Genomic DNA, 14,782 nt, shown 5'->3' on the forward strand with positions numbered 1-14,782 from the left:
TCTTTAATGGTTTAGACCAGTACCGGGAGCTTGGCCTAGACCTATTGGGGTGTCAAGAGTCGATAAGAACGCTGAGACCGTCCGTTATCGGACCGACACCTCGCCGTCCGAAACCCCCCGCGTCACCGCCCGGACGGGCCCGTTCCACGCGTCGGCGGCCTGCCGCGGACGCACCTCCTGGGCTTTAATGGTTTAGACCAACTTGCACACTCCCCCGCACGTCCGCCGCGCGGCGGTGTATAAGAAGGGCTTGTCGATCGCGTTACCGGACCGACACCCTGACGGAGGGCGACGACCCGTGACCGGTCCGTGCCACCATGTGAGCCGCGACAGACGGAGGAGCCGGTGACGGCAGCAGCGCAGCACTCGGGAAGGCAGACCATGGCCGCCGACGGGAGCGGCAGCGAGACGGAGGCGGGCGCCGGCGCCCGCACCGCCCGCGTGCCCAAGTACTACCGCCTCAAGCGCCACCTGCTGGAGATGACGGAGACCCTTCCGCCCGGCACCCCGGTGCCGCCCGAGCGGACGCTCGCCGCCGAGTTCGACACCTCCCGCACCACCGTGCGCCAGGCCCTGCAGGAGCTGGTCGTCGAGGGCCGTCTGGAGCGCATCCAGGGCAAGGGCACGTTCGTCGCCAAGCCGAAGGTCTCCCAGCCGCTCCAACTCTCCTCGTACACCGAGGACATGCGGGCCCAGGGCCTGGAGCCGACCTCCCAGCTCCTCGACATCGGCTACGTCACCGCCGACGACACCCTGGCCGGGCTGCTCGACATCACCGCGGGCGGCCGGGTGCTGCGCATCGAGCGGCTCAGGCTCGCCAGCGGCGAGCCGATGGCGATCGAGACCACCCATCTGTCCGCCAAGCGCTTCCCCGCGCTGCGCCGCTCGCTGGTCAAGTACACCTCCCTCTACACCGCGCTCGCCGAGGTGTACGGGGTGCACCTGGCGGAGGCCGAGGAGACCATCGAGACCTCCCTCGCCACCCCGCGCGAGGCCGGGCTGCTCGGCACCGACGTGGGCCTGCCGATGCTGATGCTGTCGCGGCACTCGCTGGACGGCCGGGGCGAGCCGGTGGAGTGGGTGCGCTCGGTCTACCGGGGCGACCGGTACAAGTTCGTGGCCCGCCTCAAGCGCCCCGCCGACTGAGCACCCGCACCCCCCCTTCCCGTCACCACCCACGGCCACGCCCGCACCGGGCGTGGCCGTCGCGCGTTGCGGGCTCCGGTCCAACTCCAGCGGAACTCCGGCACGTTGTGCCTGGCAGCAAGGTGCCCGCCGGGGCAGAACCCCTGCTGAGCCCGGCGATCATGGCGCCGGGCGGGGGCAGCGGGGGTGGCACCGTCCTGCCGGGCGGTTGTGGCCACCCGTTTTCCGGTGACACCCCCGGATGCCGTCCGCCAGTCTTGAGCTCGCCGAAGGACATCCCGCCCCTCAGGAAAAGGTGGTTCTCATGCGTGCCAGGATCCGTTCGATCGCGGCTCTCCTCCTTCCGGTCGCGGCCTCGCTCGTATGCGTACTGGCCGCACCGGCCAACACCCCCGCGCAGGCTCATCAATTCGCCGACGCGGCGACCGGCCCCGTCCCGTCCGGAAACAGCGGCGACGGATTCTCCTGGGGCTGACCCATCTATCTCGTCGGCATCTCGATGACCGCTTCTCCCGGGGACCGTGCCGAACCCCCGACGAGAACGCAGGTGATCGAAACGCTCCGGCGCATCGACGAGCCCCGTGGCCATGTGGAGCCGGCCCGTGCGCTGGTCCTCGGGCAGTCGATCCGGCTGGCCCTCTACCTCCAGAGTCCGGATGAGATCGAGGCCGTCGGCCGCGCCCTGGACATCTGCGGGCGGCTGCTCGCCGCGTCGCCCGAGTTCGCCCGCTTCCACATCACGGACTTCAGGCTCCTGTGATCTCGGCCTGACATTCCCAGCACCCCAGAAATCGAGGCATCGCCATGCCCAGGGCCCGCCCGAGCGTGTCCGTCATCATCCCCAATTTCAATTACGAGAAGACCCTGCGGGCCTGTCTGGAATCGGTGTTCGCCCAGACCTGCGCGCCCCTGGACGTCATTGTCGTGGACGACGCGAGCACCGACCGTTCCCGCGACATCGCCCGCGAATTCCCCTGCGTCCTCATCGCTGGCCCGCACAACCGGGGCGTGTCCGCGGCCCGCAACCTCGGCGCGGCCGCCGCCCGGGGCGAGGTCCTCTTCTTCCTCGACTCGGACACCGCGCTCGCCCCCGACGCCGTCGCGAACGCCGTCGACCAGCTCCTGGACGACCCCGGCCTCGGGTGCGTGCACGGCGTCCTCGACCCCGAACCGCTCTTCGACGACGGGCCGATCGAGCGCTACCACGCCCTGCACGCCCACTTCTGGCGCCGCCGCGGCGCCGGTGAGGTGCGCACCGCGTTCTTCGCGCTCGGCGCCATCTGGAAGCGCGTCTTCGAGGAGACCGGCCCGTTCGACGAGAACCTGCGCGACTCCGAGGACGTCGAGTACAGCGGGCGGCTCGTGCGGAAGTACCGCATCCGCATGTCGGAGACCGTCACCGGTCGGCACGACGACGTCGACCGGCTCGTGCCCATGCTGCGGGAGCAGTACCGGCGTTCGCAGCTCCTGGTCGCGGCCGTGGGACAGCTGCGGGAAGGCGGGCTCAGCGCCAACCGGCCGCTCGGCGTGCTCGCCGCCGCCCTGGTCCTGCCCACCCTGCCGCTCGGCCTCCTGTCACCGTGGCTGCTGCTCGTGCCCGCCCTGTGCGCGCTGCTGTTCGCCTGCGCGGACCCGGGGCTCAGCCGCTTCGTGCTGCGCACCAAGGGGCCCGGGTTCCTCCTGTGGTTCACCGGCGTCCACTTCGTGCTGCACCTCGCGCTGGTGCTCGGCGCGGCGCGCGGGGTCGTGCGCTGGTTCACCGAACCGGACTTCGGGCCCACCGTCCGCCGCCGCGCCCCCGTGCCCGCGACCGGCCGGAGGTGACGCACGGCCCCGCCCTGCGCCCCGCCGCCGCCCGGTGTTCCCCGCAACCCCCCGTCCGCACCTGGAGCCTGTCCATGGCCACTCTCGGCCCCACGCTCGCCCAGCAGCCGGCCCGCACCCAGCAGGCCCGGCCCCCCAGCCTCCTCAGTGACCTCCTCTCCCTCGTCCGGCCCGGCCAGTGGTCGAAGAACCTGGTGGTGGTGCCGTTCGGACTGCTCGGCGCCGAGCGCCCGGCCGCGCGCCTGCTCGGCGGCGCGGCGGCGGCCGTCGTCGCCTTCACGCTGGCCTCCGCGCTCGTCTACCTGGTCAACGACATCAGCGACCGCGACCGGGACCGCAGCCACCCGCAGAAACGCACCAGACCCATCGCCGCGGGCCGGGTCGGGGTGGGCGTCGCCGTCGCGTTCGCCGCGGTCCTCCTCGTCCTGCTCGGCGCCGCCGTGGCCGGCTGCACCCTGCTCGGCGTCACTCCGGTCGCCGCCTGGTGGCCGGTCGCCGCCTACCTCGGCCTCAACGCGGCGTACAGCAGGGGCCTGAAGCACGTACCGCTGCTCGACGTGTTCATCGTCGCGCTCGGCTTCGTCCTCCGGCTGGTTCAAGGCGCGCTCGCCGCCTCCTCGCCCGTGCCCGACTGGCTGGTGCTGTGCGTGTTCTCGCTGTGCCTGATGCTGATCCTCGGCAAGCGGCGCCACGAGATGAGCGTGGGCGGGGTGCTGCACCGCCCCGCGCTGCGCGGCTACACCGTCGGCTTCCTCGACCAACTCCTGGTGTTCGCAGCGGTGTTGACCGCCATCAGCTACGTCCTCCAGGTCCAGGGCAGCGCGGTGTTCGGCTCGCACGGCACCGCCGTCGCGATGCTCACGGCGCCGTTCGCGCTGTTCGGCCTCGCCCGCTACCTCCAGCTGCTCGTGGTCGACTCCGGCGGCGGCAACCCGTCCCGGGCCCTGTTCCGCGACCGCGTGACCGTGTCCAACGCGCTGCTGTGGTCCTGCCTGGTCGGCGGCTCCGCGCTGTTCGTCCACACCGCGTCATGACGGCCGCCGACCTCGCCCCCGCCGCCCCGCGGGGCCCGGCGCGCCGGGCCGTCCCCGTCCTGTTCCCGCTCGCCGTGGCGACCGGCATCGGCTTCGCCCTGCACGACCGGATCGGCGACCTGGCCGACCTGGTCGTACGCCCCGGCGCCGTCCCCTATCTGCTCGGCGCCCTCGCCGCCAACGCGGCCGCCGTGCTGCTCTCCATGGCGACCTGGCGCACCCTGCTCGCCGACCTCGGGCCGAAGGTGCCCGGCGCGGTCGCGACCCGGATCTTCTTCACCTCCTTCCTCAGCAAGTACCTGCCGGGAGCGGTGTGGGGGGTGCTCGCCCAGGTGCGGATGGGCCGCGCGGTGGGCGTGCCCGGGCCGGTGGTGGTCGCCGTGTTCCTGCTCAACCTGATGGTGGCCGTGCTCACCGGGCTCACCATCGGCCCCGTCGCCGCGCCCTGGACGCTGGGCGGCGACGCCTGGTGGCTGCTGCTCCCGGTCGCCGTCACGCTGGCCTGCGCCGCCCGGCCCGCGATGATCAACTCCCTTGCGGCGCTGGGTGCCCGGCTCGCCCGCCGCCCCGCGCCCACCGCCACCGCGAGCGACACCGGGATGCGGCGGGCGATGGCCTCGGCCACCGCGTCCTGGGCGGTGTCCGGACTGCATCTGTGGGCGCTCGCGGTGATGCTCGGCGCCCCGGCGGCCAAGGCGCTCCCTGTGTGTGTGGGCGGCTTCGCGCTGGCCACCGCCGCCGCCAGCCTGGTGGTCGTGCTGCCCGACGGCTGGGGGGCCCGCGAGGCCGTCCTGATGCTCGCGCTCTCGGCGGTGCTGCCCTGGCAGGCCGCCGCGGCCGCGGCCGTCGCCAGCCGGGTCGTCTGCACCGTGAGCGAAGTCCTGGTCGGCGGGGCCGCGCTGCTCCTCACCAGGACCTCCGGCCGACCCGCCCCCGCAACCTCCTGACCGTACGCCCGACGAAGAGGGATCCCATGCCCCAGCTGTACTCGGTCGACGACTGCGAGTCGCTGACCACCAAGCAGGTCCACGGTCTGTACAAGGACCACGTCAACCGCAGCCAGGTCTCGCTCATGACCTCCTTCGGCTTCGGCCAGGAGCTGGTCGAGCGGGCCGAGGGCGCCTACATCCACCAGCGCGACGGCCGCCGCGTCCTGGACTTCACCGGCGGGGTCGGGGTGCTCAACCACGGGCACAACCACCCCCGCATCCTGGCCGCCCGGCAGCGCTTCCAGGCCGAGCACCGGATGGAGGTCCACAAGACGTACTTCTCGCCCTACATCGCCGCCCTCGGCCACAACCTGGCCCAGCTCCTGCCCGGCGACCTCACCATGTCGTTCTTCCCCAACTCCGGTGCGGAGGCGGTCGAAGGCGCGGTCAAGCTGGCGTACAAGTACCACGGCGGCCGGCGCTCGCGGGTGCTGCGGGCCGACATCAGCTTCCACGGCAAGCTGCTCGGCTCGGGCAGTCTGACCGGGCAGAACCAGTCCACCTTCCAGTTCCCGGGCATCCCCGGCGTCGGTGTCTTCCCGTACGGCGACCTGGCGGCCGTCGAGGCGGAGGTGGCCAAGTCCCGTACGGCGAAGGGCGATTCGGACGTCTACTGCATCCTGATCGAGCCGCTGAGCGCCTCCACCATGAACGTCTGCTCGGAGGAGTTCCTGCGCGGCCTGCGGGAGCTGTGCACCCGCGAGGACATCGTGCTGCTCTTCGACGAGATCTACACGGGCTGGGGCAAGACCGGCAGCCTCTTCTACTTCATGCGGTACGAGGGCCTGGTCCCCGACATCCTCACCACCTCCAAGTCGTTCGGCGGCGGCAAGTCCTCCATCTCGGCGTTCATCGCCCGCGAGCCGGTGTTCCGCAAGGCGTACGACAACCTCACCGACGCCCTGCTCCAGTCGACCAGCACCACCTACTACGGCTTCGGCGAGGAGGCGATCACCGCCATCGAGGCGGTCAACATCGCGGTGGAGGACGACTATCCGGCCCGGGCCCGCGCCATCGAGCGCATCCTGGGGCCGGGCCTGGAGCGGATCGCCAAGGAGCACCCGGACGTGGTGTCCGAGGTGCGCGGCGCGGGCGCGCTGCACGGGGTGTTCCTGCACAAGGGGCCCAAGGTCCTGGAGCTGGCGACCAAGCTGGTGCCGGGCGCGATGACCAAGGACCCGCGCTTCCGCACCAAGCTGATCACCTCGTCGGTGGTCAACGCGCTCTACCGCGACCACGGCATCTACGCCTACTACACGCTCAACGGCGACAACCCGCTGATGGCGGCCCCCTCGCTGATCACCGAGGACCACGAGGTCGAGTACTTCCTGGAGTCCCTGGACGCCACCCTCGCGCAGGGCCTGCCGCGTCTGCTCACCCGTTTCGTCAAGGAGAAGGTGTCGTCGCTGTGGTAGCCAGGACGGTGGTGACCGGCGGTGCCGGGATGCTCGGTTCGACCCTGGTGGAGCGGCTGCTCGCCGACGGCCACGATGTGCACTGCGTGGACCTGCGGGCCCCGCGCACCGGGCACGAACGCCTCACCCACACCGTCGCGGACGTGCGGGACACCGTCGCCATGAAGCGGGTCACGGCCGAGGCGGACACGGTGGTGCACTGCGCCGCCGCGCTGCCCAGCTATCCGGCCGACCAGATCCGCTCGGTGATCGTCGGCGGCACGGAGGCGGTGCTCGGCGCGGCGGAGGCCAACGGCGTGCCGCGCTTCGTGCACATATCGTCGACCGCCGTGTACGGCCTGCCCAAGGTGGTGCCCACCCCCGAGGAGTACCCGCGCGAACCCGTCGACACCTACAGCGCCGCCAAGGCGGAGGCCGAGGAGGTGGCCGAGCGGTTCCGGGGCGGGGAGATGTGCCTGCCGATCCTGCGGCCCAAGACGTTTCTGGGCCCTGGCCGGATGGGCCTGTTCGCGATGCTCTTCGAATGGGCCGAGGAGGGGCGCCACTTCCCGGTGCTCGGCAAGGGCGACGTCCGTATCCAGATGTTCGACGTGGACGACCTGGTGGACGCCGTCGTCGCCGCGATGCAGGCACCGGCCGAGCGCGCGGACGGCACCTTCAACCTGGGCGCCACCGAGTTCGGCACCCTGCGCGAGGACTTCCAGGCGGTGCTGGACGCGGCCGGGCACGGCAAGCGGGTCCGCTCGCTGCCCGCCAGGCCCGCGCTCGCCGCGCTCAGCGCGCTCCAGCGCACCGGCCTCTCGCCGGTCTACGGGCGCCTGCTGCACAAGCTGCTCGACGACTCGTACGTCAGCACCGACCGGGCCCGCGAGCAGCTCGGCTTCCGCCCGCGCCACTCCAACCAGGACGCGATCCTGCGCACCTACGCCTGGTGGCGTGCGCGGCAGGGGGCGAGCACCGCCCCGGCCAAGGGGCAGGGCGTCACCAGTGTCGAACCGTGGCGGCAGGGAGCCCTCTCCCTGGCCAAGGTGCTGTTCTAAGAGATCCGAGGAGTGAAGACCGTGCCCAGCGACCAGCAGCCCTTGGTCTCCGTGATCATCCCCAACTACAACTACGGCCGCTCGATCGGCCTGTGCGTACAGGCCGCGCAGAACCAGACCTACCCCCGTGTCGAGATCATCGTCGTCGACGACTGCTCCACCGACGACTCCGCCGCGACCGCCGCCGCCCTCGGCGCCCGCGTGGTGAGCACCGGCCGCAACAGCGGGGTCGCGGTGGCCCGCAACCTCGGCGCCGAACTGGCCCGGGGCGAGGTGCTCGTCTTCCTCGACTCCGACGTGGCGATGCACCCGGACGCGATCGAGCGGTCGGTGGCCCTGCTCGCCGAAGGCGCCGACGGCATCACGTACGGCGCGGTGTGCGGCACTTACGAGCCCGAGCCGCTGATCAGGGACAGCCTGATCGAGGAGTACCGCTCGCTCCAGCAGTACTACCTGCTGCTGAAGTCCGAGGGCGTCATCGACACCGTGCACACCGCGATCCTGGCGATGCCGCGCGCGGTGTTCGACGAGGTCGGCCCGTTCAACCCGCTCCTGCGCCACACCGAGGACCAGGACTACGGGCGGCGCATCTCCGAGCGGTACAAGGTGCTCAGCTCCCTGGAGGTGCGCGGCCGCCACGACCACGACGACACCCTGCGGATCGTCCTGGACAAGGTGTTCAGCCGGGCCCGGCTCGCGGTGCCGCTGATCCTGAGCCGGCGCGCCCTCCAGGGCGGCTTCGTGACCGGCCCCCGGGCGGGCGCCAGCCTCGCGGCGCCGCTCGCGGTGGCCGCCCTGGCGGCGCCGCCGCTGTGGGGCGCCGGGTGGCTGCTGCTCCCGGCGCTGCTGTTCGTCCTGGCCGTGCTCGGCGATCTCGACATGTACCGGGTGGTGCGCGGGCACCGGGGGCGCTGGTTCCTCGGGTACTTCGTGGCCGTCAACTTCCTGGTGAACCTGACGGTGTTCGCGGCCATCGGCGTGGCGGGCGTGCAGTGGCTCTTCTCGCCCCGGTTCCGCCGGCTGTACGCGCCCCAGCCGCGGCCCTCGCAGAGCGCGGCGCTCGGTTCGGCGGTCGGTGTCCCCGGTGTCTGATTCCCGGACCCTGCCCGCCGGAACGCTCACGGAGCCGGTGCCGGACACCCCGACCGGCCGGGGTGCCCGGCGCCGGGTGGGGCGGCTCGTCTGCTGGGCGACGCTCGGCTGGCTGGTGTGCCTGGTGGTGGAGTGGGCGGTGGACGGGCGGTACTGGTTCGGCGAACTCGCGGGCGCCGTACCCCCGTTCCTGTTCGTCGCGCTCCCTCTCCTGTCGGCCGTACTGGTCCCGCTGGCGCGCGGCGCCGACCGGTGGCGCACCGCGGCCGCCGCGGCCGTGGCACTCGCGCTGGGCGCGGGGCAGTCGGGCCTCAACCTCGGCGCGCTGTGGTCGTCCGGCCACGCGGCCCGCCCGGACTCGGTGCGCGTGGTCGCCTGGAACACCAACTCGTGGAACCAACTGCTCGGCACCCAGGACCACTTCTACGCCTTTCTGAAGTCGAAGAAGGCCGATGTGTATCTGCTGCACGAGTACCAGCACCTCACACCGGACCGCACGGGCCGGCAGCCGGTGGACGATCTCGCACGGCTGCGCGCGGAGTTCCCCGGGTACGAGATCACCGTCGACGGCGAGCTGGTCACGCTCTCCCGGTTCCCCGTCGTCGCACGGCCCGCGGTCGGCCCGGCCCGCGCGCTGGCGCCGGACGCCGACTGGGCCACGCGCTACCGGGAGGCGAAGGTGCTGCGCACCGACCTGTTGATCAAGGGCCGGACGGTGTCGTTCTACAACCTGCACATGCCGGTCTGGAACAGCATGACCGACGGCCCGCTCGCGGGCGCCTTCTACCGGCACATGCGGGACAGCTTCGGAGCCCGCCAGGAGCAGTACGCCGGCCTGGAGGACGACGTGGCCCACAACCCCAACCCGGTCGTGGTGGCGGGCGACTTCAACACCACCGCCGCCATGTCCGAGCTCGACGGCCTGCGCTCGCGGCTCGACGACGCGGTGAGCGCGAACGACGACCTGTACCCGACGAGCTGGGAGGAGGGCGGCTGGAAGCCGTTCTGGCGCACCGACTGGGCGTTCACCGGCCACGGCGTGACCGCGGACCGCTACACCTTCGACGCGCCCGAGGAGCTGTCCGACCACGCGGTGCAGGACCTCTGGGTGTCGGTGCCGCCCGCGCCGACGAGCGCCGGGGGGAGGTGAGCCGAGCGTGTCCCTTGATAGCGCCGTCGCGGTCTGCGCGCTCGTCTGGGGCGCCTTCCTCGGCGCCCATCTGGCCCTGAACGGCCGCTGGTGGCCCTGGCTCGCCGTCTCCCTGCTGCCTCCGCCGCTCTTCGCCGCGGTGCCGACCGCCCTGCTCGCGGCGGCGGCGCTCACCGGCAGCGCCCCGGCGGGGGTGCTCGCGACGGGCTGCCTGGTCGGGGGCCTCGGCCAGTCAGGCGTCAACTTCCATGCGCTGCGCCCTGGTTCGCCGGTCGCCGCGAGTCCCGACGGGGTACGGGTCGTGTCGTGGAACACCCAGCACTGGAACCAGGGCCGCGACCCCGACCGGTTCTACGCCTTCCTGCACACGCTGCCCGCCGACGTCTATCTGCTCCAGGAGTATCTGAACGGGTTCGAGGGCGGCGAGGTGTGGGACATCGACGACGAGGAGCGGCTGCGCCGCGAGTTCCCCGGGCACCACCTGGCGATCGGCAACAACTCGGTGACCCTGTCCCGGTTCCCCCTGGCCGGGCCCCCGGTGCCGGTGGGCGCGTGCTCGCTCCGGGTCGACCTCTCGATGCCGGGCGGCGTCGTCTCGACGTACAACGTGCACATCCCGGTCCAGCTGACGGTGATGAACCCGCTGAGCCGGGCCTTCTTCCGGGACATGCGGCGCCGGCACGGCGCGCGGCTGCGCGAGTACGACGCGCTGGTCGCCGACCTGGCCGCCAACCCCCATCCGTTCCTGGTGTCCGGGGACTTCAACACCAGCGCGGCGATCGGCGACATCCGCCGGATGCCGCGGTCCGCGCGCGACGCCATCGGCGCCAACCGCTCGCTCTTCCCGGCCAGTTGGAACGCCCGCCGCAAGCCGCGCCTGTGGCGCATCGACTGGGTGTTCACCAGCGCCGGGCTGCACACCGAGCAGTACGCGTTCCGCGACCCGGGCGGTCTCTCCGACCACCTGGCGCAGGACGTCACGATCACCACCACCGATATCGAGGAGATGAACCGTTGATGCAGTACCGACAGCTGGGCGGCCAGGACGGCCCGCGGGTGAGCACCCTGTGCCTGGGCACGCTGCCCTTCGGCACCCGGATCGACGAGGCGAGCGCGTTCGCGGTGCTCGACCGCTTCCACGAGGCGGGCGGCACCTTCCTGGACACGGCGAACACGTACGCCTTCTGGGAGCCGGGCGCCACCGGCGCCGAGAGCGAACTCGTCATCGGCAAGTGGCTGCGCAGCCGGGGCGTACGGGACGAGATGGTGCTGGCCACCAAGGTCGGCGCGCTGCCCGAGCCGCTGGACGCGCCGTGGCCCGAGGCCGCCGAGGGGCTGTCCGCGCCGGTGCTGCGGCGCCAGGTGGAGGCCAGCCTGCGCAACCTGGGCACGGACCGGATCGACCTCTACTACGCGCACATAGACGACCGGAAGACGCCGGTCGAGGAGACGATGGGCGCGTTCGCGGAGCTCGCCGACGCCGGGAAGATCTCGCTGTCGGGATGCAGCAACTTCGCCGCCTGGCGGATCGAGGAGTCGCGCGGCGCCGCCGAGCGCGCGGGATTCCCGGCTTATGCGGCGGTCCAGCAGCGCTACACCTACCTCCAGCCGCGCCCGGGCGCCGACTTCGGGGTGAACCCGCACGCCTCGGAGGAACTGCTCGACTATCTGCGCACCCGTCCCGAACTCGCCTTCGTCGCCTACACCACGCAGCTGACCGGGGCCTACAACAACCCGGCCAAGGAGATCCCGGAGCAGTACCGCCACGCCGGTACGGACCGGCGGCTCGCGGTGCTCGGCGAGGTCGCCAAGGAGCTCGGGGTGACACCGGGACAGGTGGTGCTGGCCTGGGTGATGGGCGGCGAGCTGCCGGTCCTGCCGGTGATCGGGGCGAGCTCGGTGGCCCAGCTGGAGGAGTCCCTGGACGCGGTGGACCTCGTCCTTGACGCCGAGGTCAGGGCCCGGCTCGACGCGGCGGGCCTCGATGCGGAGAGTTGAGCGGTACGCCGCCGGGCTCGCCCGCTGCTGCGTCGGCCACCGCGGGCTGGTGTGCCTGCTGTGGCTGGCGGTGCTCCTCGTGGGCGGGGCCGCGTCGGCCGCGCACCTGGACCGGCTCGACCAGAGCTTCACCGCCTCCGGCCAGGACGGCTCCCGGGCCAACGCGGCGATCATCGAGCGGTACGGGTCCGGCGCGGGCGTCGCCCCGCTGGTCGCGGTGGTCACCTGGCCGGACGGCGCCCGTGGCCGTTCACCGGCCGCCGCGGCCCGGTTGAGCGCGGGCGTAGCCGCCTCGACGCCGCCGGGCACCCGGGTCCTGTCGTACGCGGAGACCGGTGACCCGGCGTTCCTCTCGCCCGACGGCCGCACCGCGTACGCCCTGGTCCACCCCCGCGTGGGGAGACCGGACCTGGCCGGGCTCGCGGCCGTGGCGGACGCGACCACCCGGCTGCGGACCGGGCTGCGCGCGGCGCTGCCCGAAGCCCGGGTCAATGTGACGGGGGTGCTGCCGCTCCAGCAGGACAGCGCCACGGCCCGCCCCGGCCTCGCACTCCAACTGGCCCGAGCTGCCTGCGTGTTGGCGGCCGTGGCCCTGCTCGTCCTGGTGCTGCGACCGCTGCTCTCGCTCCTGGCCCTGCTCCTGACGGCGGTGTCGTCGGTGGCGGCCCTGCTCGTGGTGCTCGCCCTGGCGGGGAGTACGGAGCTCAGCTTCGTGGTGGTGTATCTGATCCCGGTCGCGGCGCTCGCGCTCTCGGTGCGACGCGCCGCGCTCCTGGTGGGCGCGTGGCGGGCGGAGCTCGCCGGGGGGTCCGGGCCGCGGCTCGCGGCGCACCGCGCGGCGTCCGCGACCGCCGGCACGGCCGCGCTCGGCACCCTGGCCGGGGGCGCGGCCTTCGCGTCGCTCGCGGTGTTCCCCGTCCCCTTCCTGCGGTCGATCGGCGTCGCGGGAGCGGCGGTCTGCGGCACGGCCGCGCTGGCGGCGCTGACCCTGGCCCCGGCGCTCCTGTCCTGGCTGCCCGGCCGTGCGGCGGACCGCCCGCCGGCCGGGGCGCGCCGCCGCACCCCCCGGCTGCTCGCGTTCGGCGTCCTGGTGGCGCTGGGGCTGCTCACCGGCGCGGCCGGGCTGCTGACCGCCGGGAACCCGCGCGCCGAGGCGCTGGTGGCGCACGGCCCGGCGCGGGACGGACTCGACCAGCTGACGGCCGCCGGAATCCCTTCCGGGGTGCTCAACCCCCTTGATGTCCAGGTCCCTTCGGGCGCCGGGCCCGACCGCGTGGCCGCAGCCGCCCGCACGGTTCCCGGGGTGCTGGCGGCCGCCGCCCCGCGCGGCGCGGCCTGGCGGCACGACGGCTCCGCGCTGGTCGCCGTGGTGCCCACCGCGGAGCCGATGACGCCGGCGGGCCGCCGGACGATGGCGGACGTACGGTCGGCGCTGGCCGGCACCGGGGCGCTGGTCGGGGGATCGGGTGTACCGGAACCCGATCTGGTGCACGGCGTGTACCGCGCCGTCCCGGCCGCGCTGGTCGCGGTGGGGCTGGTCGGTTTTCTCGTGGTGGGGCGTGTGCGGTCCGCCGGGACGGCCCTTCGGGCGGTGCTGTGCGCGCTGGTGCCGGCGGTCGCGGCGTGCGGTCTCCTGGTGCCGCTCTGGCAGTACGGCGCGGTTTCCTGGTTGCTCCAGGTGCCCGCGGCGGGGGCGGTGACCGGGTGGGTCCCGCTGGTGGTCGGCGCCTTCGGTTTCCTCGACGCGCTCGACCGGTGCCTCCTGGCGTCCGGCCCCGGCGGCCCCACGCCGCGCGGCGGCGGGCTCGTCGTCGCCCTGCCTCTTTTGGCCATCGGGCTCGGTCCGCAAGTGGAACTGGCCGTTCTGGTCACGGGGCTCGGCGGCGCGGCCCTGCTGGGTCCGGCCCTGTTCCACGCCCTGACGACGCTGCGAAAGCCCGCGCTTCCCCGCGTACCCGAAAGGCCCACCAAGCCCACCACAAGTGACCTTCCGGCCACCCCACCGCCATCTTATTGGTCTAGACCTAGATTGCCGCGCGGCCATACCATCCCCCTGGCCGAACCATCGGGCCACGGACAGTGACGTAACGGCATACGCGAACCTGGGGGAACCCGCATGCTCGAGGCACTCGGAATCCAGCAGTCCACAGAAACCGTCTACCGGCTTTTGCTGGAGCAACCCGACTACGGCCTAACGGAGTTGGCCGAGCATCTGGGATGGCCCGAAGCCGAGGTCCGCGAGGCGCTGGGCCACCTCGCCGACCTCAAACTCGTCCTCATGGACGACGCGGCCGACGGCATCGCCCCCTTCAGCCCCGACGTCGGGTTCGCCTTCCTGCTCTCGCGGGCCGAGGCCGAACTGACCAAGCGCAGGCGCCAGGTCGAGCGGGCCGAGCAGGCGGTGGCCGCGATCCTGGCCAAGTTCAGCGCGGGCGGCACCTTCCGGCACGACGTCGTCGACCGCATCCAGGGCGTGGACGCGGTGCGCGAACGCCTGGAGGACCTGGCCGCGGGCGCCCGCGCGGAGTGCCTCTCGCTGCTGCCGGGCGGCGCCCAGCTGCCCGACACGATGGACGCCAGCCAGCCCCTGGACGAGCTGGCCCTGGAGCGCGGGGTGCGCATCCGCAGCATCTACCAGGAGAGCTTCCGCAACGACGCGCCGACGCTGGAGTACGTGCGGTGGTACTGCGAACTGGGCGGCGAGGCACGCACGGTGCCCATCGTCCCGATGCTGATGGTGATCGTCGACCGCAGCGCGGCGCTGGTCCCGGTGGACCCCGAGGACGCGCGGGCGGGCGCCCTCGAGGTCCGCAGCCGGGGACTCGTCAACGCGCTGGTGGTGCTCTTCGACCATCTGTGGGAGTCGGGCACCCCGTTCGGCGAGGCCCCGCGCCGCAACGAGCACGACCTCTCCCCGCAGGAGCGGGAGTTGCTGCTGCTCCTCGGCATCGGCTGCACCGACGACATCGCCGCCCGGCGGCTCGGGGTGTCCCTGCGGACGGTCCGCCGGATGAGCTCCGAACTCATGTCCCGGCTGGGCGCCCGCAGCCGGTTCGAGGCCGGTGTCCGCGCGGCCAAGGAGGGCTGGCTCTGA

Annotated in this window: 14 protein-coding genes; all 14 read left to right on the top strand. The window is 72.8% G+C overall.

The features are described 5' to 3' along the window. The first annotated feature begins 381 nt into the window (after positions 1-381). On the top strand, positions 382-1,146 hold the full coding sequence (locus DT019_RS23200) for a GntR family transcriptional regulator (protein WP_114038821.1): 765 nt from the start codon (positions 382-384) through the stop codon (positions 1,144-1,146). 304 nt (positions 1,147-1,450) lie between these two features. Continuing rightward, positions 1,451-1,621 (top strand): hypothetical protein, encoded by a 171-nt coding sequence (locus tag DT019_RS39705; RefSeq protein WP_189389849.1) that lies wholly within the window; start codon positions 1,451-1,453, stop codon positions 1,619-1,621. Between the two features lie 72 nt (positions 1,622-1,693). After that, positions 1,694-1,906 carry a hypothetical protein gene (locus tag DT019_RS23205; protein WP_114038822.1) on the top strand — a complete coding sequence of 71 codons (213 nt, stop codon included), beginning with the start codon at positions 1,694-1,696 and terminating at the stop codon, positions 1,904-1,906. 44 nt (positions 1,907-1,950) lie between these two features. Beyond that, the gene (locus DT019_RS23210) at positions 1,951-2,970 is read left to right on the top strand and encodes a glycosyltransferase family 2 protein (protein WP_114038823.1); all 1,020 of its coding nucleotides are present in this window, start codon (positions 1,951-1,953) and stop codon (positions 2,968-2,970) included. 74 nt (positions 2,971-3,044) lie between these two features. After that, entirely contained in the window at positions 3,045-4,004 is a 960-nt protein-coding gene (locus DT019_RS23215; RefSeq protein WP_114038824.1) for a UbiA prenyltransferase family protein, read from the top strand. Next, positions 4,001-4,951 carry a lysylphosphatidylglycerol synthase domain-containing protein gene (locus DT019_RS23220; protein WP_114038825.1) on the top strand — a complete coding sequence of 317 codons (951 nt, stop codon included), beginning with the start codon at positions 4,001-4,003 and terminating at the stop codon, positions 4,949-4,951. Before DT019_RS23215 ends, DT019_RS23220 begins: the two co-directional genes overlap by 4 nt. Positions 4,952-4,977: 26 nt before the next feature. Further along, positions 4,978-6,408, top strand: a complete 1,431-nt coding sequence (locus DT019_RS23225) for an aspartate aminotransferase family protein (protein ID WP_114038826.1) — start codon at positions 4,978-4,980, stop codon at positions 6,406-6,408. Continuing rightward, on the top strand, positions 6,402-7,448 hold the full coding sequence (locus DT019_RS23230) for an NAD-dependent epimerase/dehydratase family protein (protein ID WP_114038827.1): 1,047 nt from the start codon (positions 6,402-6,404) through the stop codon (positions 7,446-7,448). The genes DT019_RS23225 and DT019_RS23230 overlap by 7 nt, the downstream gene beginning before the upstream one ends. 21 nt (positions 7,449-7,469) lie before the next feature. Then, positions 7,470-8,540 carry a glycosyltransferase family 2 protein gene (locus DT019_RS23235; RefSeq protein ID WP_114038979.1) on the top strand — a complete coding sequence of 357 codons (1,071 nt, stop codon included), beginning with the start codon at positions 7,470-7,472 and terminating at the stop codon, positions 8,538-8,540. Continuing rightward, the gene (locus tag DT019_RS23240; RefSeq protein ID WP_147267346.1) at positions 8,533-9,690 is read left to right on the top strand and encodes an endonuclease/exonuclease/phosphatase family protein; all 1,158 of its coding nucleotides are present in this window, start codon (positions 8,533-8,535) and stop codon (positions 9,688-9,690) included. The genes DT019_RS23235 and DT019_RS23240 overlap by 8 nt, the downstream gene beginning before the upstream one ends. A 7-nt stretch (positions 9,691-9,697) precedes the next feature. Then, positions 9,698-10,708 carry an endonuclease/exonuclease/phosphatase family protein gene (locus DT019_RS23245; protein WP_114038829.1) on the top strand — a complete coding sequence of 337 codons (1,011 nt, stop codon included), beginning with the start codon at positions 9,698-9,700 and terminating at the stop codon, positions 10,706-10,708. Continuing rightward, positions 10,708-11,688 carry an aldo/keto reductase gene (locus tag DT019_RS23250; RefSeq protein WP_114038830.1) on the top strand — a complete coding sequence of 327 codons (981 nt, stop codon included), beginning with the start codon at positions 10,708-10,710 and terminating at the stop codon, positions 11,686-11,688. Before DT019_RS23245 ends, DT019_RS23250 begins: the two co-directional genes overlap by 1 nt. Next, positions 11,675-13,771, top strand: a complete 2,097-nt coding sequence (locus DT019_RS23255) for an MMPL family transporter (protein WP_114038831.1) — start codon at positions 11,675-11,677, stop codon at positions 13,769-13,771. Before DT019_RS23250 ends, DT019_RS23255 begins: the two co-directional genes overlap by 14 nt. A gap of 33 nt (positions 13,772-13,804) precedes the next feature. Further along, positions 13,805-14,782, top strand: coding sequence for a helix-turn-helix domain-containing protein (locus tag DT019_RS23260; protein ID WP_114038832.1), 978 nt, complete (start codon positions 13,805-13,807; stop codon positions 14,780-14,782).

The organism is Streptomyces sp. SDr-06 (assembly GCF_003324565.1).
Lineage (GTDB): Bacteria > Actinomycetota > Actinomycetes > Streptomycetales > Streptomycetaceae > Streptomyces.

Bases quoted from the DNA above. Each gene is read 5' to 3' on its own strand.
- DT019_RS23200 (WP_114038821.1), top strand. From the start codon at position 382: ATGGCCGCCGACGGGAGCGGCAGCGAGACGGAGGCGGGCGCCGGCGCC.
- DT019_RS39705 (WP_189389849.1), top strand. From the start codon at position 1,451: ATGCGTGCCAGGATCCGTTCGATCGCGGCTCTCCTCCTTCCGGTCGCG.
- DT019_RS23210 (WP_114038823.1), top strand. From the start codon at position 1,951: ATGCCCAGGGCCCGCCCGAGCGTGTCCGTCATCATCCCCAATTTCAAT.
- DT019_RS23215 (WP_114038824.1), top strand. From the start codon at position 3,045: ATGGCCACTCTCGGCCCCACGCTCGCCCAGCAGCCGGCCCGCACCCAG.
- DT019_RS23220 (WP_114038825.1), top strand. From the start codon at position 4,001: ATGACGGCCGCCGACCTCGCCCCCGCCGCCCCGCGGGGCCCGGCGCGC.
- DT019_RS23225 (WP_114038826.1), top strand. From the start codon at position 4,978: ATGCCCCAGCTGTACTCGGTCGACGACTGCGAGTCGCTGACCACCAAG.
- DT019_RS23250 (WP_114038830.1), top strand. From the start codon at position 10,708: ATGCAGTACCGACAGCTGGGCGGCCAGGACGGCCCGCGGGTGAGCACC.
- DT019_RS23255 (WP_114038831.1), top strand. From the start codon at position 11,675: ATGCGGAGAGTTGAGCGGTACGCCGCCGGGCTCGCCCGCTGCTGCGTC.
- DT019_RS23260 (WP_114038832.1), top strand. From the start codon at position 13,805: ATGCTCGAGGCACTCGGAATCCAGCAGTCCACAGAAACCGTCTACCGG.